Consider the following 22,364-nt stretch of genomic DNA (forward strand, 5'->3'; position numbering starts at 1 on the left):
ACAGAACTTGGGACAAGAATTTCTAGGAACAGGCCTAAGCGCTATTGCGGACCAGAAATTTACCGATCTATTTTCTTTGTGTCGTAGCGATCGGGATCTGTGCTAGCGCTTCTGTTCGAGGAAGTAGAAACGAGAAAGATGCCGTTGCGGCGAATATCCGCGTGCGGCCGAGTTCAGTCGATGCAAAAGATCGGTTAGTCCGCCGGTGCACGGTCGGAGCAAGAAAATGGCGGCGCGAATCGGCCCCCAGCATGAGCGCGCCCCGCAGCCCGCTCGTCCGACGCGGGCCGCGTTCGTTCAGTACCGTCACGTGCCGCTCACTGATACCTCCGCGCCATCGCTTCCAGCGGCATCGGCTTGATGCGCTCAGCCTGCCCCGCGCAGCCGAACGCCTCGAACCGCTCCTTGCACAAATCGCGCGCCGCCGCGGTCGCCGCCTTCAGCGCGTGTCGCGGATCGAACTCCGAGCGCGCCGACGCCAGCGCCCGCCGCATCGCGCCATTCATTGCGAGCCGGATGTCGGTATCGATGTTCACCTTGCGCACGCCGTGCCTGATGCCGCGTTGAATCTCCTCGACCGGCACGCCGTATGTCTCCGAAAGCTCGCCGCCGAATTCGCGGATCGTCGCGAGCCATTCCTGCGGCACCGACGACGATCCATGCATCACGAGATGCGTGTTCGGAATGCGCTCGTGTATCGCGACGATGCGGTCGATCGCGAGAATGTCGCCGGTCGGCTGACGGCTGAACTTGTACGCGCCGTGCGAAGTGCCAATCGCGATCGCGAGCGCATCGACCCCGGTTGCCTCCACGAACGCCTGCGCCTGTTCGGGATCGGTCAGGAGTTCGTCGCGGGAGAGCTTGCCTTCCGCGCCGACGCCGTCCTCCTCACCCGCCGTACCCGTTTCGAGCGACCCGAGACAACCCAGCTCGCCCTCCACCGACACGCCCACCGAATGCGCCGCCTCCACGACGCGGCGGCTCACCTCGACGTTGTAGTCGTACGCGGCGGGCGTCTTCTGGTCGGGCATGAGCGACCCGTCCATCATCACCGAGGTGAAGCCCGAGCGGATCGCCTGCTGGCACACCGAAGGACTCGCGCCATGATCCTGATGCAGCACGACGGGCAAGTCCGGATGCGCTTCGATGGCCGCGAGCACGAGATGCCGCAGATACGGCTCGCCCGCGTACTTGCGCGCGCCCGCCGACGCCTGCAGGATGACCGGGCTCTTCGTGGCTTCCGCGGCCTGCATGATGGCCTGCACCTGCTCCATGTTGTTGACGTTGAACGCGGGCACGCCGTAGCCGTGCTCGGCCGCATGATCCAGCAGTTGACGCAGGGCGATGAAGGCCATCACAGGCTCCTTGAAGACGTTACGACACGCTGCACTTCCTCCACGACAGCGCCGATGGTCAGCCCGAAGTGCTCGAAGAGCGCGGAGGCGGGCGCGGACTCGCCGAAGGTATCGATGCCGACGACACCCCCTTCCAGCCCCACGTATTGCCGCCAGAACGCACTGACGCCTGCCTCCACCGCAACGCGTGGCACCCCCGGCGGCAGCACCCGTTCCCGCCATGCGAGCGCCTGCCGGTCGAAGACGTTGGTCGACGGCATCGAGACGACGCGCGCGAGGATGCCCGCTTCGCGCAGCGGCTCGATGGCGCCGAGCGCGAGCGCCACTTCGGAACCGGTCGCGATCAGCACGACGCACCTGTCGATCGGACCCGACGCGTCCGGCCAGTCGCGCAGCACATAGCCGCCGCGTTCGATCGCATCGACCTGCTGATCGCTGCGCGCGACGAACGGCAGGTTCTGACGGCTCAGCAGCAGGCACGACGGCCGGTCGCGATCCACTGCGCTGACCCACGCTTGCGCCGTCTCGACCGTGTCGCACGGACGCCAGACATCGAGGCCGGGAATCAGCCGGAGCGTAGCGGCATGCTCGATGGACTGATGCGTCGGACCGTCTTCGCCGAGGCCGATCGAATCGTGCGTGAAGACAAAGACGGTACGCGTCTTCATCAACGCCGCCATGCGCAGCGCGTTGCGCGAATAGTCGGAGAAGGTGAGGAACGTGCCGCCGAACGGCAGGTAACCGCGATGCAGCGCGACGCCGTTGAGCACCGCGCTCATGCCGAACTCGCGCACGCCGAAGTGGATATAGTTGCCGCGCGGGCCTGCTTCGTCGGGCTTGACGGAGACCGCATCCTTCCAGCGCGTGAGGTTCGAGCCCGTCAGATCCGCCGACCCGCCGAGCAGTTCGGGCAACGCGCGCGCGAGTCCTTCGATCGTGTTCTGCGATGCCTTGCGTGTCGCGATGGACTGCGCCTCACGGTTTGCGTCGCCGACCAGCGCGAGCGCGGCTTCGCGCCAGTGGGCCGGCAACGCGCCGCGCGCGCGCCGTTCGAACTCGGCGGCTTCCTCGGGATAGTGCGCACGGTACGTATCGAAGCGCTGTGTCCAGTCGGCTTCGGCTGCTGCGCCTTTCTCGCGCGCGTCCCACGAATGCCGTATCGATGAAGGTATGTCGAACGGCGCATGCGGCCAGTCCAGCGCCTCGCGTGTCGCTGCGGCCTCCTTTGCGCCGAGCGGCGCGCCATGCACATCGTGGGTTCCCGCCATCGACGGCGCACCCTTGCCGATCACGGTCTTGCAGCAGATGAGCGTCGGTTTCCGAGATGTGCGCGCCTCACGTAACGCGCGATCGATGGCGTCGGCATCGTGACCGTCGACGTCGCGCAGTACGTTCCATCCGTATGCCGCGAAGCGCGCGGGCGTGTCGTCGGCGAACCATTGCGCGACGTGGCCGTCGATCGAGATGCCGTTGTCATCGTAGAGCACGGCGAGCTTGCCGAGCCCGAGCGTGCCCGCAAGCGACGCCGCTTCGTGCGAGATGCCCTCCATCAGGCAGCCATCGCCGACGAACGCATAGGTCCGGTGATCGACGATCTCATGGCCCGGCCGGTTGAACTCGCGTGCGAAGAGCGCCTCGGCGAGCGCCATGCCGACCGCATTCGCGAAGCCCTGTCCGAGCGGCCCTGTGGTCGTCTCGACGCCAGGCGTCACGCCCACTTCAGGATGCCCCGGCGTCTTGCTGTGCAACTGGCGAAAGCGCTTCAGTTCGTCGATGGAGAGGTCATAGCCCGTCAGATGCAACAGGCCGTAGAGCAGCATCGACCCATGCCCGTTCGACAACACGAAACGGTCGCGATCGGCCCAGTCAGGGTTCTGCGGATTGTGTTTCAGATGCCGGTCCCACAGCGCGACCGCGATCTCGGCCATGCCCATCGGCATGCCGGGATGCCCGGAGTTCGCCTGCTGGACCGCATCGACGGCGAGCATGCGCAGCGCGTTCGCCATCGATCGCGTATCAGCGCGCGTCTCTGGCCTGTCGAGTGTTTCAGCCACGGCATTCATGGATGCCTCCTTGTCTACGAGTCGAAGAAATCGGTTCAGGCGCGCGCGCAGCGGTCGCGCAACTGCAGGATCATCGGTGTGAAGATGAGCTGCATCGCGAGTCCCATCTTGCCGCCCGGCACGACGATCACGTTCGGCCGCGACATGAACGAGTCGTGCAGCATGGTGAGGAGATACGGGAAGTCGATGCCCTTCGGCCGCGTGAAGCGGATCACGACGAAGCTCTCGTCCGGCTGCGGAATCTCGCGTGCGGTGAACGGATTCGAGGTATCCACGGTGGGCACGCGCTGGAAGTTCACATGCGTGCGCGAGAACTGCGGACAGATGTAGTTCACGTAGTCGGGCATGCGGCGCAGGATCGTATCGACGACCGCTTCGTGCGAATAGCCGCGCATCGTCTGATCGCGATGCAGCTTCTGGATCCATTCGAGATTGATGATCGGCACCACGCCCACGAGCAAGTCGGCGTGACGCGCGACATCGACCTTCTCGGTGACGGCCGCGCCGTGCAGGCCTTCATAGAACATGAGGTCTGTGCCCTGCGCGATGTCTTCCCACGACGTGAAGGTGCCTGCGTCCTGTTTGAAATGCGCGGCTTCGGCGTCGTCGTGGATATAGCGCCGCAACTTGCCGGTTCCGCTCTCGCCGTAGCTCGCGAACAGTTGCTCCAGTTCTTCGAGCAGGTTCGCCTCCGGCCCGAAGTGGCTGAAGTTGATGAGGCCGTCGCGCTCGCTCTGCTTCATCGCCTCGCGCATGCCAAGGCGGTCGTAACGATGGAACGCATCGCCTTCGACGATTTGCGCGTTGATGCGCTCGCGCCTGAAGATGTGCGTGAAGCTTTTCATGACCGTGGTCGTGCCGGCGCCGCTGGAGCCGGTCACCGCGATGATCGGATGCTTGACTGACATGCGCTTGTCTCCCTATTTAATGGTTCATCTGCGCGTATGCAGTCTCACACCGGATCGGGCAGAAACAGCGACCGCTCGTTGAAGAGCGGCGACGTATAAGGCTTGTCCTCGCCGCGGTCGTATTCGCCGTGGTAGCGGCCGATGCGCGCCACTTCGTTCTTCGATCCGAGAATCACCGGCACGCGTTCATGCAGCGCACGCGGCTTCACATCAAGAATGCGTTCGCGCCCGGTGATCGACATGCCGCCCGCCTGCTCGACGAGAAAGCTCATCGGGCTCGCTTCATAGAGCAGGCGCAGGCGTCCCTGCATCGCGGGGGTCTTGAAGTCGCGCGGATACATGAACACGCCGCCGCGCATCAGGATGCGATGCACTTCGGCCACCATCGACGCGATCCAGCGCATGTTGAAGTCGCGCTCGCGGCAGCCGCTCCTGCCGTCCTTGCATTCCTGCACGTAGCGGCGCACGGGTGGCTCCCAGAAGCGTTCGTTCGATGCGTTGATCGCGAACTCGCACGAGTCTTCGGGGATGCGGATATCGGAATGCGTAAGCACGAAGTTGCCGACATCGCGCTCCAGCGTGAACCCATGCGTGCCGTTGCCGACGGAAAGGACGAGCATCGTCGAGGGGCCGTAGATCGCGTAACCCGCCGCCACCTGTTCGCGGCCGGGGCGCAGGAAACCTGCCTCACCGGACTCGCCATTCACGCGCAGCACCGAGAAAATCGAACCGACGACGCCGTTGATGTCGATATTCGACGACCCGTCGAGCGGATCGAATGCGAGCAGATAGTCGCCGCGCGGATAGGCTTCCGGAATGTCATAGACGCCCTCCATTTCCTCGGACACCATGCCCGCGAGCAGGCCGTCCCACTCGCAGTGCTGAAGGAAGATGTCGTTGGTCGCGAGGTCGAGTACCTTCTGCTCCTCGCCGTGCGTGTTGACGCTTTGCGCCGATCCGTAGTTGCCGCCGAGCGCTCCTTTCGTGAGCGCGGCCGAGATGGTCTTGATCGACGCGGCGACGTCGATCAGGAGCGCCGACAAGCCGCTCTGGCTCTGCGGACCGGGCTTGCGGTCGAGCGTGTCGATGAGGAATTTCGAAAGGGTCGTTCGTCCGTCCTGCATGGCACTCTCCTTGGAGGTCTATCGAATCGGGTCGGGCGGCGGCGTATCGAACACGCGGCTTGCGCGGATGTCGCTTGCGGCGATGAGTGTCAATGCCTCGCTGCCGGTCGGCTTGCCGCCTTGCAGCGCATCCGCGAAGAGGCGGTTCGCCTGACGCAGCCGCGCGCGGTCGAGCGCATTGCGCACCGAGCGCGCGTTCGCGAAGTTGGGCAGCGCGATGCGATGCGCGAGATAGTCTTCGAACGCGGTGCGCGAGCTGTCGTCGAGCCGGTAGTGCATGGCGTCGAGCATGCGTTCGGCGATCTTCAGCAACTCGGCGGCGTCGTAATCGGGAAACGTGATGTGATGCGCGATGCGCGAGCGAAAGCCAGGATTGCTCCTGAAGAACGTGTCCATGCGGTCTTCGTAGCCGGCGAGGATCACGACGAGATCCTCACGCTGGTTCTCCATCGTCTGGAGCAGGATCTCGATGGCTTCCTGTCCGTAGTCGCGCTCGTTCTCCGGGCGATACAGGTAGTACGCTTCATCGATGAAAAGCACGCCGCCCATCGCGCGCTTGAGCACGTCGCGCGTTTTCGGCGCGGTGTGGCCAATGTACTGGCCGACGAGATCGTCGCGCGTCACCGAGACGAGATGATTGCGCCGGATATAGCCGAGCCGGTGCAGCACTTCGGCCATGCGCAGCGCGACGGTCGTCTTTCCGGTGCCGGGGTTGCCTGAGAAGCACATGTGCAGCGTGGGCGCGCCGCTCGCGAGGCCGAGCGTGTCGCGCGCGCGCTCCACGAGCAGATGGGCGGCAATCTCGCGGATGCGCGTCTTCACGGGCACGAGGCCGACGAGATCGCGATCGAGCTCCGCGAGCACGTCGCCGATGCCTGAGTCGCGGAACAGTGCGACGAGATCGACGTGCGGCGCTGTTGCGGCGGTCTCTTCCGACCTGTCGAGGATGGCTTCGGCGGACATCGTTCATCGCTCCGAGTAGCGTTCGCCGGCGGGGCGGTCGGTGGCGTAGGTTCGCATCGCGTAGTGCTGCACGCGGCCGCGGCCTTCCTGGCGTTCGAGCCTGAATCCCGGTTCGACGGCGGGGCGGTTGACGATGAACGAGAGACGCATGGTCTCGAAGCCGCGCACCGAATCGAATGCGTTGACCTTGATGTAGTGCTGCGGATGGGTCGTGCGGCAGGCGTTGACTTCCTGCAGTACGCCGGCGGCATCGTGGAGGTCGAACATGGGCAAGCCCCACATTTCCCAGTACGTGTTGCGCGGATGCGGATCGTCGGTGAACTCGACCGAGCAGGCCCAGCCCTGGCTCAGGGCATAGTCGATCTGTTTGCCGATTTCTTCGTTCGTCAGGTCCGGCAGGAAAGAAAAGGTGCCTTGGGTGATATGCACGGGGGACCTCCTTGCGGTCGGTTTTGGGGTTTGTTTGTTCAACACCGTTTGATGTTTCTGGGCTTCTATGGAACTTGTTTTCTCATCGGTCTATTAGCTCTGCCCCTGTCCGGGGCGGGACTTACTTTCTTTGCTGCTGCAAAGAAAGTAAGCAAAGAAAGCAGCTTTTCTGGCAGCAGTCACAAACCGGCAACGCACTGGCAATACTGACTGGCCCATCGCCTAAGTGTCGCCCTCAAACATCCACCCGGCTTGGTGCGCGGCACGCACTGACACCTCTAAAACTTCAACAGAGCGGTATGCGCTACGTTCCGGTCCGTCCGCGCTTCGCTCGGACGAGGGGCACAACCGAAAACCGGGGGACTACGACCTCGACCTCGAACCTAAACCGCACGACGAAAGCACCTCTCGTCCAGCGAAGCGAAAACGGATGAATGACTGCTGTGCCAACTCGTTCACTGCGCGATGACACAGTGCGTGCCGCGCACCAAGCCCCTCGGTCTTTTGAGGGCGACACTTAGGCGCTGCGCCACTCGGTATTGCTAGTGCGTTGACGTGCGGTGACTGCTGCCTAAAAAAGCTGCTTTCTTTGCTTACTTTCTTTGCAGCAGCAAAGAAAGTAAGTCCCGCCCCGGACAGGGGCAGAGCTAATAGACCACTAAGAAAGCAAGTTCCACGGAAGCGGCCAAAACACACCAAAGCCCCTACCGAACAAACGTATTCCCGACATCATGCGTATAGGTGGGCAAATAATCGCTAGCGAGATTGTGAGTATGCAAATACTCCCCTTTAGCGACGTCGTGCGTGACATGCCCGATGACTGCTCCATACCGCAGCACTTTCTGATCGACCACCAGCGCGCGCCGCGCGATTTTGTGTGCGAGTTCGACAGCCTGTGCAAGCACGACGCCTTCGCCATCGATCAGTACAGTCTCGCCCGTAGCGAGACCCGCGCCCGCGATGAGGCAGTTGTCCTCGGAACTCAGCAGAATCAGCCGCGGGTCGGTTTCGTTCGTCGACGTCATCTCAGTTCTGCCCCTCGCCGCCCGCGAGCCGCGCCACCATCAGCGAGCCCAGGATGATCGCGCCGTAAATCGCCTGAATCCAGAACGACGGAACCTGCGCCAGCGTGAGCAAATTCTGCACGACACCCAGCAGCAGCACGCCGGACAACGCCCCAAGCATCGTGCCCTTGCCGCCATCGAGCGAGATGCCGCCGATCACCGCCGCCGCGAACACCGTGAAGATCATTCCGTTGCCCTGGTTCGCATTGATCGCGCCGACATAGCCCGTCACGATCAGCCCGCCGACCGACGCCAGCACGCTGCCCAGAACGAACACGCCCCACGTGATGCGCTCGACACGAATACCCGCCGCGCGCGCCGCCTCCGGATTGCCGCCGATCGCATACAGCGCTCGCCCCAGCCGGTGATAGCGCAGCATGAACGCCGCCACCGCGAACGCCACTGCCGCGAGCCACACGGACACCGGCAGGCCGGCAACGAGCGTCGTCGCGAGCGTGAAAAAGGACGGCGGCATGTCGAAGAGCGTGCCGCCCTTGGTCGCGCCGACGAGCATCCCGCGCAGCACGATCAGCATCGCGAGCGTCACGATGAACGCGTTCAGCCGCAGCCGCACGACGAGAAAGCCGTTGACGAAGCCCACCGCCGCGCCGACCACCACGATCGCGAGCAACCCGGCCGCCGCGGGCCATTCGAGCCCGAATCCCGCGGATGCCGCCGGCATCACGAGCATCGCGCCCACGGCAGGCGCGATGCCGACCGTGGATTCGAGCGACAAATCGAACTTGCCCGTCAGCACGATCAGCGATTCGGCCAGCACGACGAGCGCAAGCGCCGCCGACGCGCCGAGAATGCTGATCAGATTCGCCTTGGTGAGAAAGCTCGGGCTGACGAACGCGCCGATCGCGAGCAGCAACGCGAGCGCGGGCAGTAGCGCGAGGTCGCGAAACCGCGCGAGTTCGATGCGCGAACGCGGCTCTCGCACGCCGACGCCTGCGCCCGGCGCGCTGCCGGCCATCGCGGGACTCGGGACGTTATTCTTCATGGAGACTCACTCCTTCGACCGATGCAATCAGTTCATGGTCCTGCCAGCCGGCAGGAAACTCGGCGGCAACCGCGCCGCGAAACATTACGAGGACGCGGTCGCACGTACGCAGATCGTCCAGTTCGCCCGACACCACCAGCACCGCCTTGCCTTCGTCGCGCACGCGATCGACGACGCCAAGCAGCGCTTCCTTGGATTTCACGTCGACGCCCGCCGTTGGGTCGATCAGCACGAGCACGTCCGGGTCGGTTGCGAGCGCGCGCGCCATCACCACTTTCTGCTGGTTGCCGCCCGACAGGCCCGACACCGCGTGCTCCGGGCCCTGCGTCTTGATGCCGAGCGCGTCGATCATGCGGCGCCCGAACGCGTTCTTCTTCGCCGGCGACGCGACACCGAAGCGCCCGAGCGTGCGCGCAATTGTCATCGACGCGTTTTCCGCCACCGATTGCGACAGCACGAGTCCCTCGCGATGCCGGTCCTTCGGCACACAGCCGACGCCCGCGTCGAGCGCGGCGGGCACGTCGCCCGGCGGCAGCGCGCGGCCGTCGACGCGGATCGCGCCCGCGCGCTGGGCGTTCAGTCCCGCAATCGCCTCCGCGACGTTCGTCCGGCCGCTCGACGTCGCGCCGGTCAGCCCGACCACTTCGCCGCGCTTCACGCTGAACGACACGCTTTCGTAGTCCTCGCCGCAGAGCGCATCGACGTGAAGCGCGACGGGCGTGTCGGCGGGCAATGCGGGACGCGCGGCGGCATCCGCGACGGCGAGACCGCCCTGCTCGCCCGTCATCGCCTCGATCAGCTTCTCGCGCGGCAGCGCGGACACCGGCGCGCTCACGATATGCCGCGCGTCGCGCAGCACCGTCACCGCCTGGCAAATCTCGTACACCTCCTGCAGATGGTGCGAGATGAACAGGAACGTAACGCCTTCGCGCTGCAATTCCTCGATGCGCCGGAACAGGCGCTTGATTTCATCGCCGTCGAGTTGCGCGGTCGGTTCGTCGAGGATGATGAAGCGCGCGCCGTACGACAGCGCCCGAGCGATCTCGACGAGTTGCCGCGCCTCCACCGTCAGATCGCCGGCGCGGGCGTCCTCGCGCACGTCGATCTTCCAGTGGTCGAGGAGCGCGCGGGCGTCGCGGCGCATCGTCCGCCAGTCGATCACGCTGCCCTTGACCGGCTGGCGGTTGATGAACAGGTTCTCGGCGACGGAAAGCTCGCGAATGATCGTCGAGTGCTGGTAGACGCACGCGACGCGCTCGCGCCACGCGTCGCGGTCGGCGATCGGCGGAGCGGCCTCGTCGTTGAAGCGCACCTCGCCGGTGTCGGGCTTGCGCAGGCCGGTCAGCATCGAGACCAGCGTCGACTTGCCCGCGCCGTTGCGTCCGACGAGCGCGTGCGACTCGCCGGGCAGCACGCGCAGGCTCACGTCGTTCAGCGCAGCCGTCGAGCCGAAGCGCTTCGTCAGATTGCGCCCCTCCACCACTGGAACGTTCATTTGATGGTATTTCCCCAGAGCGACTTGTCGTCGACGTTCGCCTTCGTCACGAGCGGCGCGGGCAACTGGTCTTCGAGGATGCCGGGCGCGCGCTGCACGATCGTGCTGCCGTGATCGGTCGGGCCGGGCTGGAAGGTCTGCCCCGCCAGTGCCGCCTTGATATAGAAAAGGCCGTACTTTGCGTACAGGTCGGCGGGCTGCGAAATCGTCGCGTCGATCTCACCGCGGCGGATCGCGTCGAATTCCTGCGGAATGCCGTCGTTGCTCACGATCACGACGTGCTTCGGATCGCCTGCCTTGAAGAGCATCTGCTTGCGGCGCAGCGTCTGCAGCGTCGGCGAGAGATAGACGCCGCCCGCCTGCATGTAGATCGCCTTCACGTCCGGGTTCGCGGTCAGCAGGCTGTCGAGCGCGGTCGCGGCGACATCGCCCTTCCATGCCGCCGGAATTTCGAGCAGCGACAGACCCGGATATTTCTTCAGGCACGCGCGGAACGCCTCGGAGCGGTCGCGGCCGTTCACCGAAGCGAGATCGCCCATGATCTGCACGACCTTGCCCGACTTCACGTGCTCGCCGATGTAGTCGCACGCTTTCGAGCCGTACGCGCGGTTGTCGGCGCGCACGACCATCGCGACCTTGCCCTGCGTCGGCGCAACGTCCACGGCAACCACCGGCACGCTTTTCGCCGACGACGCCTCCAGCGCGCGGCTGATCGCGGCCGAATCCAGCGGCCCGACGACGATGCCCTTCGCGCCGAGATTCAGCAGGTTGTTCATGTCGGTGATCTGCTGCGCAGGGTCGCCGTTCGAATTGACGGGCGCGAGGATGTCGAGACCCATCTGCTTGGCGTAGACCGGCAGGTAGTTGTTGTACGACTGCCAGAACGGCGAAGTCAGCAGCGGCAGGCCGAGGCCGACCTTGCCGGCGTCGGCGGCATGCGCCGCGCCCGCCATGCCAGCGCTCGCCGCGACGATCGCGGCAACGAAACGACGGGCCGTGGGCAGCCCCTTGATGAACGTCATGTGCGTGTCTCCTGATGTGCTCGTTTGATTGCTATGGACTGGGTCCAGCGTCGGCCTTGTCACGTCAGCCGTTATTACTTCGGGTTTGCCTCGATGCGTTCATTCACCAGTGAACGTATTATTCATATATGGACAGACCGAAGTCAAGGAAAGTGCGCTGCAGCATCGGTCGGTAGTTTCCCTAGCGCGCGGCGACTGCCCGCCGCGCGGCGGACGGCTTACACTCGGCGCGGCTCAAACACGAAATGAATCGACCCAGAATGGACGTGGACGACACCAATGACGCCGACCGCTACCGCGCACCCGCGCTGGACAAGGGGCTCGACATCCTCGAACTGCTTTCGGAACAGAAGGACGGGCTGACGCGCGCCGAAATCACCAAGCTCCTCGGGCGCAACGCGAGCGAGATGTACCGGATGCTGGAGCGGCTCGTCGCGCGGCAATACGTCGTGCGCTCGCCCGCCGGCGACCGCTTTTCGCTGAGCCTGAAGCTGTACGCGCTCGCGCACCGTCATCCGCCGATGAACCGCCTGATCTCCGAGGCGCTGCCCGTGATGCAGCGTTTCGCCGATACCGCCGAGCAGTCGGTGCATCTCGCCGTGTACGACCGCGGCAACCTGCTCGTGATCGCGCAGGTCGACGGGCCGGGGACGTGGGGTATTTCGGTACGGCTCGGCTCACGCGTCGGCTTGATCGACACGGGTTCCGGGCGGGTGATGCTCGCGTTCCAGAGCGCGGAGCAGCGCGAGCACATGCTGGCCGAACACACGCGGGTGAAGGGCGAACACGTACTCGACCGGGACGTGCTGGAAGCGGCCTACGCGCAGATTCAGGCGGACGGTTACTCGCGCAAGGACAGCCTGCAGACGGTAGGTGTGACGGACATTACGTTTCCGCTGCTCGGGCCGTCCGGTCAGGCGATCGCGGCGCTGACCTGCCCGTACCTGAGGCGGATCGACGAATACGTCGCGCCGTCGATCGAGGACGTGACCGCGATGCTGAAAGACGTGGCGGCGGGTTTGTCGATGGCTGGCGACGCGCCGGGACAGGAATCGGATTGAAGCGCGTCGCTGACGCGTTAGAATGGCGGCCCTCTCAAAAAAGCGGGCGGCTGTTCCGGCGGTCCTCCGCTTCCCGATTCTCCGACGTAAGCAATCTCAATGGCGAAACTCCTGTCCGACCCCGAATTCCAGCGCTTCACCGAGCTCCAGCAAAAGCAGGCGAACTTCACGATCACACCCGAAGAAGCCGACGAACTGCGCGATATCGTCGCGCGCGCGCAGAAAAAGCGCGACGACCGTGCGGCCGCGATGCAGTCGATCGAAACCTTCATCCAGCAGTTCGACATCAGCCCGGACGAGCTCTTCTCGCCCGAGCAGATCGGCGACGCGGCGCGCACTTACGGGCTGATTCCGGCCGCGAAGAAGGAACGCGCGCTCCCGCCGCAGCTCACCCACAACGGCAAGCCGTATCAGTGGACGTCGCGCGCGCTGCCCGACGACATCCGCGTGCCGCTCTACGAGGCGTTCACGTCGGGCGCGTCGGTGAAGGGCTTCATCGCAACGCCGAAGGACGCGACGCGCTGCGCCGCGACCATCGCGCGGCTCGAACGCGAAACCGGCAGCACCTACGCCGAGGCGTGGCTCGACGAACTGACGCTCTCGCGCGCCCAGATCGACGAGGCGCTGGCGAAGCTCGCGGCTTGATCATTTCCGCCCGCGAAGAAAATCGCCGCCCTCGGGCGGCGATTTTTCGTTTACGGCGCCGCGTCGCGCGCGACATCGGTTTTCGCGTCGCACAGACGCATCCGGAATCCGACGACGCCCGGGTCCTCCGTCGCCGAGACCTGGAATCCGGCGCGGCGCGCGAGTTCAATCATCGGCGTGTTTTCGCGCAGCGCCTCGCCGACGAGCCAGCGCGTGCCGCGACTGCGCGAATAGTCGATGATCCGCGACAAGAGCAGCGAGCCGAGCCCGTGCCCTTTCATGTCCGAACGCGCCGCGACCGCGAATTCGGCCGTTTCGTTATCCGGATCGGCGATCGCACGGACGACGCCGAGCGTCTCCGTCGCGCCGGTCGAATCCGGCCGGCACGCGATCAGCGCCATCTCGCGGTCGTAGTCGATCTGCGTCATGCGCGCAAGCTGCGTGTGGTCGAAGCTGCGCACCGCGCCGAAAAAGCGCAGGCGCAGGTCCTCGGCCGTATTCGCCGCGACGAACGCGCGGTGCGCCGCCTCGTCTTCCGGGCGGATCGGCCGCACGGTCAGGTTGAGGCCGCGCCAGTCGAGCGTCTCTTCGAGGCAGCGCGGATACGGCACGATCGCGAGCGGCTTGCGATGCGCGCCGAGCGTCAGATGCGGCTCGTGCACGGCGACCGACTCGCGCGTGACGTGCATCGTAAGACGCAATGCGACGATCTGCTCGACATCGCAGACGAGTTGCGAGAGCGATGTCAGCGCCGCGAGCAAGGTCTCCGCGGGCAGTTCCCGCGCACGCGGCGAACGCAGCACGAGATCGCGTGCGAGCACCGGATTGAGCGGCGGCAGCGCGAATTCATGCAGCGCATCGGGCAGGCCGAGCGCGCCCTCCGCGCGAAACTCGAAGGTCGGACCGAACACGCGGTGGTTGAGCAGGCGCACTTCGACTTCGACCGCCTCGGGACTGCGCGGCCCCGGCGGCCCGGGCTTCACCACGATGCTGTAGCGCGCGAGGAGCCGCGCCGCGCGCTCGCCCTCCAGTTCCGCGATACCGCTCTTGAGCGCGGCGCACGCCTCGTTCTGGGCCGCCTCGATGTCTTCCGGGACGACGGCCGGCAACCCCTCCGGCGTCTGCATCAACAACTCGCGGCCCAGCCGGTAGTCGACGAGACGCGCGAAGCCGCGTGCGAGGCGATGCGGCGTCGTATGTACCGGGATGCCGTTTGCGTGCAGTTCGTCGCGCGTCGCCGCGTCGACGCAGCCGAAGAAGCACGCGAGCAGGCCACGGTACGCGTGCTGCCGCGCGGCGATCAGCGTGCGCGCCACGTCGGCGACGGGCGCGCTATGGGTCGGCGCGTGGACGACGAACGCCGTGCCCGTCTCGCGATGCGCCGCCAGTGCTTCGAGCGCGACGCCGAAATCGGCGGGCGCGGCGGCGTCGCCGAGCAGGAGCGGGTTGCCCGCCTGCGCGTGCGGCAACGCGGCCGCGAGCGCATCGCGCGCCGGCACCGGCCAGTGAGCGAGGCTCGCGCCGGCGGCATCGAATGCGTCCGCGGCCAGCGCCCCGACGCCGGGATCGCTCGTGATGACGGTCGCCACATCGGCCGCCGCGACCCGGCCGACGCCCAGCGTTTCGATTTCGTCGAGCAGGTCGTCGAGCGAGCCGACCCGCACCAGACCCGCGCGGCGAAACGCGGCGCCGTAGAGGGCGTCGAACGGGTCGTCCTGGCAGGTTCGCAGTACCAGAACGGGCTTGTTGCGCGCGGCCGCCCGGGCCGCCGACATGAACTTGCGCGCGGCCCGCACCGATTCGATGGCGAGCAGCACGGCGCGCGTCGCCGGGTCGCTCGCGAGGAAATCGAGGATGTCGCCCGCGTCGACATCGGCTTCGTCGCCGAGTGCGATAACGCGCGAAAAGCCCAGCCCGCGGGCGTCCGCCCAGCCGAGGACGCCGTTCGTCAACGCATTCGACCCCGACACCCACGCGACGCCGCCCGGCTTGACCGCGCAGGCGGGCGCGCCGAGGCACACGCCGAGCGACGGCGTCATCACGCCGACGCTCGCCGGACCGACCACGCGCAACAGGAACGGGCGCGCGGCGGCGAGCGTGCGGGCGGTCCAGTCGTCGCGGTCGCGGGAACGCCAGCCCGCGGACGACTCAGCGTGCCGCCGTCCGCCCGCCGCACCGACAATGACGACGGCTTTGGTGCCGCGTTCGCCGAGCCGCTCGACGATCTGCGGCCACGTGTGCGGCGGCGTGCACAGCACGGCGACGCTCGGCGCTTCGGGCAGGTCGCGGACGTCGAAGAAAACGGGGTGTTCGCCCAGCCGCTCGTGTTTCGGATTCACCGGCCAGACCGGCCCGCCGAAACCGCTTTGCGACAATCGCGACCACACCATCGCGCCGAAGCTGCGCGGACGCGACGATGCCCCCACGACGGCAATCGACTTCGGGCGAAACAGGACATCGAGATTTCGAACGGTCATGGTCGCTCCGGGGCGTCTGATCACGGGCGTGTTCGGTTCGCCTAGGATAGGCGATTTCGGTCGGAGGTTGCGTCGGAGCCTATTGCGTTGGCGGGAGCAAGGGGTGCGAGCGCTGAGCAGACTGGCGACGCGAGGGGACTCGCAATCGCCATCGAGGAAGGAAAGCGGATGACCGCTGACGGGCGCCATGCGCAGCGTTACTGATAGCTCATCGTGTACGTGGCGGCCGCCTGTACCGTGCCCGTCGCCGTGCCAGTGCTCAACCGGTAGTACTGCGCGAAAAATGGAATGCTCATGTTGCCGGTAGTGCTGTCGACGACTGTGAGCGCCTGATCGAGCACGATGGGGGCACTCGTGGCGTCGAGCAATTGAATGCCGATACCCGTTGCCGTTCCCGTCGACTTCACCACCGAGCTAACGCCCGATGCCCCGGCCGCGTCGCTGAACGTCACGTTGACCTTGACGCCGGATTGGCACGTCAGGGCGATCGAAAACGGCGTCTTGCTGGATACGGCACCGGTTGCAGCAAGCGTCGAGCTAATGGCCTTGGGTATCGGGACCGTTTGATTGGCGGTCGCGGCCGTTACTGAGCATGTGACCGCTTTCACGACAGTGCCGGAGTTGAAGTAGATGTAACTGTAACCGTTGTTCAAAACAACTCCCGTGTTCAGCACGCCGGTGTTGTAATACCCGCTGCCGCCGGTGGGGCCTAACGTCCCACCTGTCACGTCTCCCGTCTTTACCAGTTCGAATGTTCCCGAGACGTCGAATTTGCCCGTTCCGTCAGTCTTGCCCAGCGACGATAGAGTCTGGCACCCGTCACTATTGTCAAGCGGGACGCCCGCACTGTTGCGGATCCGCATACCTATCCCCGACGCGCCCGAGTAATATACGCCGGAGAAACCCGCGACCGCTGAATACGTCGGGCAAGCGACTATATCCTTGTTGTACAACGCCCCCGACGCGCATTGCCCGGTCAGCCTGAACGACTTTATCGTTCCGGGAATGACCGCCCCCACCGGCAGGTTCACCGGCACGGCAATCGAGCCGGAAGCGAAGAACGGCATCCCGCCCGCGACCGGGCAGTCCGCGCGCGCTGCGCAAGACCAGCCGAAAAGCACCGAAAACACCACCAAGGCCTGCACCAATAAGCGTGCGACATTCAATCGATCAAACTTGTCCATTCCCTGCCTCCTTTAGCATCAGTTGGTTTTGGTGGCTGCAAGCGCGTTCGCGTCAGTGCCGGTCTTCGCCTCCAGCAAAGCGCCCGCGACGCACTTCGACTCGACCGACAGATACCCCGTCACCCCTTCGATCTGCTTCGGCAGCGTGTAGTTGATGTGACACATCTCCTGCGCGCCCTCGCCCCACTTCACGTTCAGCACTCCGCTGTCCTCGAGTCCGCGCGCGAAGATCCGGCTGTCCTGGCCGACCACGCCGATCGAGCGGCCCTGCTGGTCCTCCACGCTCGCGCCGAACGGCAGCGCACCGCCGCCCAGCTTCGGCGCGCGGATCAGGGCCGCGCGCCCGGTCACCGTGTTGTACCTCAGCATTACGACCGACCCCGCGCGCGGTGCGACCTGCGCGGACGTCGACTTGAATTCGACATCCGTCGATGTGTCCTTCGGGTCGAGGTCCACGACGTTCATGCTGTACGGCGTCAGGTATGGAATCACCGCGTAGCCATGCGAATCGATTTTCGTGCCCGGCGAGCTCAGCACGTTCGCGCCCCTGGCTGCTGGCGCCTGCACGATGCCGAACGTATCGCCGACCGTCTGCGAGAACGTCACGCCGCCCGGGTGCGCCACGACGGTGCCCGCCACTCCCGCCGACAACTGGTTCACGCCGCTGCCGCCGCTCGCGGACGCGTTGAACGTCGCATAAGGCGCGCGGTACGTGCTGCTCACGCCGGCGGTGCCCGAACTGGCCGCGCCGCCCGCGTTGTAGTTGCCGTAGCCGTTGTAGGAGAACTGGTTGAACTCCCCGAGTGAGCCGCCGATGTTCGCCTGCGTGTTCGTGCCGCCGTCGGAGTTGTGCGTGATGTTGGTCGTGAGCGTCGGCGCGCGCGACGAGCTGCCGAGCGGCAAGGTCGTGCTGAGCATGAACTCGTTCGACAGACGCCCGTCCATCGTGCGGGTGCGCCCGGCCGTCACGCTGTAGGTGCCGTACTTGAAGCCGTTCGTGTAACCGGCCTGATACAGCGTGTCGGTGCCGCTGCGGTTCCAGTAGTTCTGCGAGGAACCCGTCAGATATACCGTGCCGTGCTCGCCGAGCCGCTGGTTCACCGTGACTTGCACGCGATTGCGCTGGCGAAAGAGCGCATCGATGTCACCGGCGCGGTTCGCGATATCGCGCACTGCGGCTGCGTCGTTCAGGTTAAGGAAGCCCTCGGATGAAAATCGGTACGCGGCGACCGCGACGTTCGTTTCGGTCGGCGCGAAGGATTTGCTGTAGCCGATGCGCAGGCTCGCGCCGTGCATCGACGGATGATCGGGAACGTCGGTTTGCGATCCGGTCACGTCCATCGAAAACGCACCGACGCGCGTGTTCAGCGCGGCGCCGAGGTTGACCGCGCCGTAGCCCGTCGAAGCGACGGCGCCGCCGTACGCGGTGACCGTGTTGGTCAAGCCGCGCTGGAGCGTGAACTGGCCGAAGACCGGTTTGTCGCCGAGCCTTTCGTTGCGCAGCTCGCCCGCCGTCGCGCTGAAGCGCGTGACGCCCGGGCGCAGCAGTTGCGCCACCGACGCGAACGGCACGGTAAATGTCTTCATGCGTCCGTCGGCTTCCGTCACGGTGACTACGAGATCGCCGCCGTAGCCGGTCGAATAGAGGTCGCTGATTTCGAACGGCCCTGGCGAGACGTTGGTTTCGAGCAGAACCTGGCCGTTCTGACGAATGGTGACGCGCGCATTCGATTCCGCCGTGCCGCGCACGACCGGCGCGTAGCCGCGCAGCGATTCGGGCAGCATGCGATCGTCGGTGGCGATCTGCGCGCCACGGAAGGAGACGCTGTCGAAGATTTCGCCTGTCGTGTACGCGTCGCCGAGCGTCACCTGCGCACGCAGCCTTTCGACGTCGCGCTGCACGTAGGTGGCGATGTTGTCCAACTGGGTCGAACGTCCAGCCGCCGAAGTCACCGACGACTGATGCCGGAAGTGCCACGGGCCGAGGTTGACTCCGGCGTTGAGGCCGAGGTAGCTCTGCGTCGAGTCGAATCCGGAGCCGCCGGTGCGAAACGTATTGGCGTTGTAGCTGAGGAATCCCGCGTTGACGCCCTGGTCCCACAGGTCCGGCGACACGTAGCCGCGCGCCGAGTTGCGCATGTAGGCTTGCGGCACGCTCACGTCGAGGCGTTGTTCCTCAAAGTCGAAATCGACGCTGGCTCCCGGAACGACGCTACCGATGTTGCCGCACGCTTCCGTTTCGGCTGCGACCGCGTGGCCGGCCGCCGCATCGGCTTTGCCCAGATCGACGCCGATGCGTTGCAGCAGCGTGCGGCTCAGGCATGGGCGAGCGCTTGCGCTGTCGGCGTCCGACGCGAAGCGGATTTCTTCCCTCGACACCCGCGCACCGTTGACGACAAGTTCGACCATGTACGTCCCCCGGCGTCACTGCGTTGCCGCGCGTGAAACGACTGACATCGACTGCCTGACCGGCTTGCGTGCGAATAAACGTATCGTCGAACTGCACTTCGTCCGTGGCAACTGACGTGGTCGTGTCTGCATTCACATTGGCGGCAGTCGCCTCGGGCAATGCTGCGCACGTCATCATTACCAGCGCGATGGCGGCCAGCGGCTTGAGATGAAGAACGACGTCGTCCTGATTCAAGTTGCGGGATGCGGGGGATTTCATGGTCAAGCCTGCGATGATTCGGACAAAATCAGGCGCGAGTCGCCCCAGCGGGCCGCCTGGTGCGGCCCGCGGTGTAAGCGCGCAGCTGGGTGCGCCGAGAGAAGCGTCGGCGCTTTGGAGTGCGCCGCCGGAACCGGCGGCAGCGTTGACTTATTCGCCGAGGGGCGCTTCGTGCGGCGTTGCGCCGCCGTAGTCGCTGATCGTGGTGAATTTCACTTTGGCGCCGGCAGGAACGGCGGCAAGATTCTTGACAGGAAACACTGCACTTCCCTTCGGTCCGACCATGCCGCCCGCTTCGTTTCTGAAAGTCTGGTCGCCGCTTACCACATCGATTTCATTGAACGACACGTGATAGGCACTCGGGTTCGTCGCGGCCACGGCATACCCATGGTTATCCGGAGATGGCACGATTTTCCATGTCAGCGTCTGTGCTGCATCGGCAGGCGTGCCCGGAAGATCCTTAGGACGTGCAAATACTTTGATGCGCGTGCGGAAAGCGAACTGGAGTGTGTTCTCGTCCGTAGCCTTGGCTTTCGGCGGCACGTCGAGCACGTTCAGCCAGAAGACCGACTCGCGATCCTGAGGCAGCGAATCGCCCGTGTACATGATGCGCAGAGTCTGCGCCTTGTGGCCGTCCATCCGAAAGATTGGTGGCGTCAGCACGAAGGGCGCGCTGGCTTCGTCGGGCTTAGCGTTCACGTCACCCGAGTCCATCCAGACCTGGACGAGGGAGGGTTCGGCACGGTCGTTGTCGAGCTTCACCGTGACTTCGCGATTCTCAAGGGGATACACCACGCGGGTGCCGCCTACGGTGACGCTTGCTGCTGCGCTGCCTGCAAACAGTGCAGCAGCGACGCCCAAGGCACATGCAATTCGAGTAAGCGACTTCATCATGTATCTCCGCGAAAACCTGTCTCTAAAATTGGCAAAAAAAAGCGGGTATCCGCGGTGGCGGATACCCGTCGGTACCGCTTACTGGTATTGCATCGTGTACTGAACCGAAGTCTTGACTTCACCGGCGGTCGCTGCGCCCGTGGCGAAGTACTGGGCGAAGTACTTCATGTTTCCGGAGCCGCTGGTGATGGCCACGCCATCGGTCGTGAAATCGTTGTTGGCGCTGGTGACGATGTTGATCGGCTGAAGCGAGGCGTTCAGCAGACGCACTTCAACGTTCGTGGCAGGGGAATTCGTCGACTGGTTAGTGAGGTAACCCGTCGTCTGATCAACGGTCGGACCATTCTCAAAGTGCGCGAGTGCCTTCGTGCCGGCGGTGCAACCGGTCAGGGCGAACGTCAGATCGGTTGCAGCCGACGTGCCTGCGGTCGCGCCGTTTGCACCGAGCGTGCGCTTCGAAACGGTCGGCAACGTAACAGCCTTGTTCACCGCGCCGCTGGCTTGCGCGTCGATCGAGCACGTTGTATCGGATACCTGGCCGGTGAAGCTGATCGTGCCGTCGGCAGCTTGCGCGACGGTCGATGCGAGTGCGATGGTGCCGAGCGCTGCAAAGCAGGACAGAGCGAGATGAGGGATTTCATGGCAATTCCAAGTAAATTGAACAGCGAGGTAAGGAAGGTTAGTGGCGGCACCTAAAGCCTTTGTTATTCGCGCCACAGCGCAGCCGCGCACCTTTTGTCTTCGGCTCTACCGCTCGGAGGCAGTGTCGATGTTTGTCTGCGTTGATCTGAATCTTAAGCAGAGAGGATCGGGATTACCCTGAGACAAATCCCAATTGAGATTGATCAAGACTGTCTTAGGAAAAGGATGAACAGCTGTGGGACTGATGTGGCACCTGGGTCGTGCGAGTGCGCTTTGTTTGGCCGACCCGCAAGGCGCGAAGCACTTCATGTCTGTCGCGCAGGGCCAAGTGCTCTGACGTTTCACAAACAGAGTGTTTCGATTGAGGTTATCGGCCGACTTTGGGTTAAAGACGATGCGGTCCTTCGTTTGCGCCTCGTGCCGAGACCGCGCGGTGGATACGTCTTTACCTCGTGCACGGCGCGACTTTATGCGCATAAAGTTTCTCTGCCTAACGCGCCGCAGAATCCTGGACTCAACGTTCCCAACGCACCATTTCTCCGCAGGTCAGCGTGCGACCTGGATCTGTCGCTGTCTCACAACAATCCTCATTCGCGCACTCTCCCGAATAGCCAATGCTCACCGATTTATCATTTCTCTACTTAAAATTTATAAACATTCAAAGTAAAATTCCCTTGCCTTAAAAAACAGGAGTGGACGACGTGGCAGCGGAAATCATTGCGATCACGCAACAGAAGGGCGGGGTCGGAAAGAGCACGATAGCGATGCACCTGGGTGCGGCCTTTCATGAGAAGAAGAAGCGCGTTCTGGTGGTGGATGCCGACGGGCAAAATACCTTGATCCACTGGACAAGCGCTTCGTCCGAAGGCGCTGGCGGCATTCCGTTCCCCGTCGTCAATCTTTCCGAAGCCGGCGGACAGATCCATCGAGAGATCAAAAAATTCGTAGGCGACTACGACATCATCGTGGTCGACTGCCCGCCGTCGATCACCGAAAAAGTCTCGGGCGTCGTTCTTCTCGCCGCGACTGTTGCCGTTATTCCCACGTCGTCGTCACCCGCCGACTATTGGTCAAGCGTCGGCTTGGTCAAGCTTATTCAGCAGGCGCAAGTGATGAACGAGGACTTGCGCGCGGTCTTCCTGCTGAACAAGACGGAGGAGAAGCGAATGTTGACCCGGGAACTCAAAGTGGCACTCGAGGAACTCGGCTTCCCGCTCCTCAAAACGCAGATTCCAACGCGCGAGTGCTACAAGCAGGCTATGGCGCTTGGCCAAACAGTCCTTCAAATGACTGACCGTGGTTCGCGACTTGCAGCCGCTGAAATTCGAGCCTGCGCTGACGAAATTCTCGCGATGCTCCCCTGACTT

Annotated in this window: 18 protein-coding genes; 3 read left to right on the top strand and 15 right to left on the bottom strand. The window is 64.5% G+C overall.

The window, feature by feature from the left end; all coding sequences use genetic code 11:
• Positions 1-317: 317 nt before the first annotated feature.
• The 10 genes from fba to AWB81_RS21285 form a co-directional block, all read right to left on the bottom strand.
• Positions 318-1,355 carry a class II fructose-bisphosphate aldolase gene (gene fba / locus AWB81_RS21235; protein WP_062638527.1) on the bottom strand — a complete coding sequence of 346 codons (1,038 nt, stop codon included), beginning with the start codon at positions 1,353-1,355 and terminating at the stop codon, positions 318-320.
• Positions 1,355-3,418, bottom strand: coding sequence for a transketolase (gene tkt / locus AWB81_RS21240; RefSeq protein ID WP_062638528.1), 2,064 nt, complete (start codon positions 3,416-3,418; stop codon positions 1,355-1,357). Before tkt ends, fba begins: the two co-directional genes overlap by 1 nt.
• Before the next feature lie 35 nt (positions 3,419-3,453).
• Positions 3,454-4,326: a phosphoribulokinase gene (locus tag AWB81_RS21245; RefSeq protein ID WP_062638529.1), complete on the bottom strand. Its 873-nt coding sequence runs from the start codon at positions 4,324-4,326 to the stop codon at positions 3,454-3,456.
• A gap of 44 nt (positions 4,327-4,370) precedes the next feature.
• Positions 4,371-5,450 carry a class 1 fructose-bisphosphatase gene (locus AWB81_RS21250; protein WP_062638530.1) on the bottom strand — a complete coding sequence of 360 codons (1,080 nt, stop codon included), beginning with the start codon at positions 5,448-5,450 and terminating at the stop codon, positions 4,371-4,373.
• Positions 5,451-5,468: 18 nt separating this feature from the next.
• Entirely contained in the window at positions 5,469-6,413 is a 945-nt protein-coding gene (cbbX, locus tag AWB81_RS21255; protein WP_062638531.1) for a CbbX protein, read from the bottom strand.
• Positions 6,414-6,416: 3 nt separating this feature from the next.
• On the bottom strand, positions 6,417-6,842 hold the full coding sequence (locus AWB81_RS21260) for a ribulose bisphosphate carboxylase small subunit (RefSeq protein WP_062638532.1): 426 nt from the start codon (positions 6,840-6,842) through the stop codon (positions 6,417-6,419).
• 704 nt (positions 6,843-7,546) lie between these two features.
• On the bottom strand, positions 7,547-7,867 hold the full coding sequence (locus AWB81_RS21270; protein ID WP_062638533.1) for a UxaA family hydrolase: 321 nt from the start codon (positions 7,865-7,867) through the stop codon (positions 7,547-7,549).
• A gap of 1 nt (position 7,868) precedes the next feature.
• Positions 7,869-8,909 (bottom strand): ABC transporter permease, encoded by a 1,041-nt coding sequence (locus tag AWB81_RS21275; RefSeq protein ID WP_062638534.1) that lies wholly within the window; start codon positions 8,907-8,909, stop codon positions 7,869-7,871.
• Positions 8,899-10,404, bottom strand: a complete 1,506-nt coding sequence (locus tag AWB81_RS21280) for a sugar ABC transporter ATP-binding protein (protein ID WP_062638535.1) — start codon at positions 10,402-10,404, stop codon at positions 8,899-8,901. Before AWB81_RS21280 ends, AWB81_RS21275 begins: the two co-directional genes overlap by 11 nt.
• Positions 10,401-11,426, bottom strand: coding sequence for a sugar ABC transporter substrate-binding protein (locus AWB81_RS21285; RefSeq protein WP_062638536.1), 1,026 nt, complete (start codon positions 11,424-11,426; stop codon positions 10,401-10,403). The genes AWB81_RS21280 and AWB81_RS21285 overlap by 4 nt, the downstream gene beginning before the upstream one ends.
• Positions 11,427-11,686: 260 nt before the next feature.
• Between AWB81_RS21285 and AWB81_RS21290 the strand changes: the two genes are divergently transcribed.
• Both AWB81_RS21290 and AWB81_RS21295 read left to right on the top strand, forming a co-directional pair.
• The gene (locus AWB81_RS21290) at positions 11,687-12,487 is read left to right on the top strand and encodes an IclR family transcriptional regulator (RefSeq protein WP_062638537.1); all 801 of its coding nucleotides are present in this window, start codon (positions 11,687-11,689) and stop codon (positions 12,485-12,487) included.
• Between the two features lie 99 nt (positions 12,488-12,586).
• Positions 12,587-13,132 (top strand): hypothetical protein, encoded by a 546-nt coding sequence (locus AWB81_RS21295; RefSeq protein ID WP_062638538.1) that lies wholly within the window; start codon positions 12,587-12,589, stop codon positions 13,130-13,132.
• Positions 13,133-13,182: 50 nt separating this feature from the next.
• Here AWB81_RS21295 and AWB81_RS21300 read toward each other — a convergent pair whose 3' ends face one another.
• The 5 genes from AWB81_RS21300 to AWB81_RS21320 form a co-directional block, all read right to left on the bottom strand.
• Complete coding sequence (locus AWB81_RS21300) at positions 13,183-15,609, bottom strand: bifunctional acetate--CoA ligase family protein/GNAT family N-acetyltransferase (RefSeq protein WP_062638539.1); 2,427 nt, start codon at positions 15,607-15,609, stop codon at positions 13,183-13,185.
• A gap of 197 nt (positions 15,610-15,806) precedes the next feature.
• A complete protein-coding gene (locus tag AWB81_RS21305) occupies positions 15,807-16,793 on the bottom strand; it encodes a fimbrial protein (RefSeq protein WP_062638540.1) in 987 nt (328 codons plus the stop codon).
• An 18-nt stretch (positions 16,794-16,811) separates the two neighbouring features.
• Positions 16,812-19,202: a fimbria/pilus outer membrane usher protein gene (locus AWB81_RS21310; RefSeq protein ID WP_062638541.1), complete on the bottom strand. Its 2,391-nt coding sequence runs from the start codon at positions 19,200-19,202 to the stop codon at positions 16,812-16,814.
• Between the two features lie 409 nt (positions 19,203-19,611).
• Positions 19,612-20,355 (bottom strand): fimbrial biogenesis chaperone, encoded by a 744-nt coding sequence (locus AWB81_RS21315; protein ID WP_062638542.1) that lies wholly within the window; start codon positions 20,353-20,355, stop codon positions 19,612-19,614.
• 78 nt (positions 20,356-20,433) lie between these two features.
• Entirely contained in the window at positions 20,434-20,991 is a 558-nt protein-coding gene (locus AWB81_RS21320) for a fimbrial protein (protein WP_062638566.1), read from the bottom strand.
• A gap of 707 nt (positions 20,992-21,698) precedes the next feature.
• On the opposite strand from AWB81_RS21320, the gene parA reads away from it, so the two are divergent.
• The gene (parA, locus tag AWB81_RS21325) at positions 21,699-22,361 is read left to right on the top strand and encodes a ParA family partition ATPase (protein ID WP_062638543.1); all 663 of its coding nucleotides are present in this window, start codon (positions 21,699-21,701) and stop codon (positions 22,359-22,361) included.
• The last annotated feature ends 3 nt before the right edge of the window (positions 22,362-22,364 follow it).

Origin of the sequence: Caballeronia arationis (genome assembly GCF_001544975.2) — a bacterium.
GTDB classification, from domain to species: Bacteria; Pseudomonadota; Gammaproteobacteria; order Burkholderiales; family Burkholderiaceae; genus Caballeronia; species Caballeronia arationis.

Excerpts from the sequence above, each read along its gene's own strand:
- fba (WP_062638527.1), bottom strand. The coding sequence starts at position 1,355 with ATGGCCTTCATCGCCCTGCGTCAACTGCTGGATCATGCGGCCGAGCAC.
- tkt (WP_062638528.1), bottom strand. The coding sequence starts at position 3,418 with ATGAATGCCGTGGCTGAAACACTCGACAGGCCAGAGACGCGCGCTGAT.
- AWB81_RS21245 (WP_062638529.1), bottom strand. The coding sequence starts at position 4,326 with ATGTCAGTCAAGCATCCGATCATCGCGGTGACCGGCTCCAGCGGCGCC.
- AWB81_RS21250 (WP_062638530.1), bottom strand. The coding sequence starts at position 5,450 with ATGCAGGACGGACGAACGACCCTTTCGAAATTCCTCATCGACACGCTC.
- cbbX (WP_062638531.1), bottom strand. The coding sequence starts at position 6,413 with ATGTCCGCCGAAGCCATCCTCGACAGGTCGGAAGAGACCGCCGCAACA.
- AWB81_RS21270 (WP_062638533.1), bottom strand. The coding sequence starts at position 7,867 with ATGACGTCGACGAACGAAACCGACCCGCGGCTGATTCTGCTGAGTTCC.
- AWB81_RS21275 (WP_062638534.1), bottom strand. The coding sequence starts at position 8,909 with ATGAAGAATAACGTCCCGAGTCCCGCGATGGCCGGCAGCGCGCCGGGC.
- AWB81_RS21280 (WP_062638535.1), bottom strand. The coding sequence starts at position 10,404 with ATGAACGTTCCAGTGGTGGAGGGGCGCAATCTGACGAAGCGCTTCGGC.
- AWB81_RS21285 (WP_062638536.1), bottom strand. The coding sequence starts at position 11,426 with ATGACGTTCATCAAGGGGCTGCCCACGGCCCGTCGTTTCGTTGCCGCG.
- AWB81_RS21290 (WP_062638537.1), top strand. The coding sequence starts at position 11,687 with ATGGACGTGGACGACACCAATGACGCCGACCGCTACCGCGCACCCGCG.
- AWB81_RS21295 (WP_062638538.1), top strand. The coding sequence starts at position 12,587 with ATGGCGAAACTCCTGTCCGACCCCGAATTCCAGCGCTTCACCGAGCTC.
- AWB81_RS21300 (WP_062638539.1), bottom strand. The coding sequence starts at position 15,609 with ATGACCGTTCGAAATCTCGATGTCCTGTTTCGCCCGAAGTCGATTGCC.
- AWB81_RS21305 (WP_062638540.1), bottom strand. The coding sequence starts at position 16,793 with ATGGACAAGTTTGATCGATTGAATGTCGCACGCTTATTGGTGCAGGCC.
- AWB81_RS21310 (WP_062638541.1), bottom strand. The coding sequence starts at position 19,202 with ATGGTCGAACTTGTCGTCAACGGTGCGCGGGTGTCGAGGGAAGAAATC.
- AWB81_RS21315 (WP_062638542.1), bottom strand. The coding sequence starts at position 20,355 with ATGATGAAGTCGCTTACTCGAATTGCATGTGCCTTGGGCGTCGCTGCT.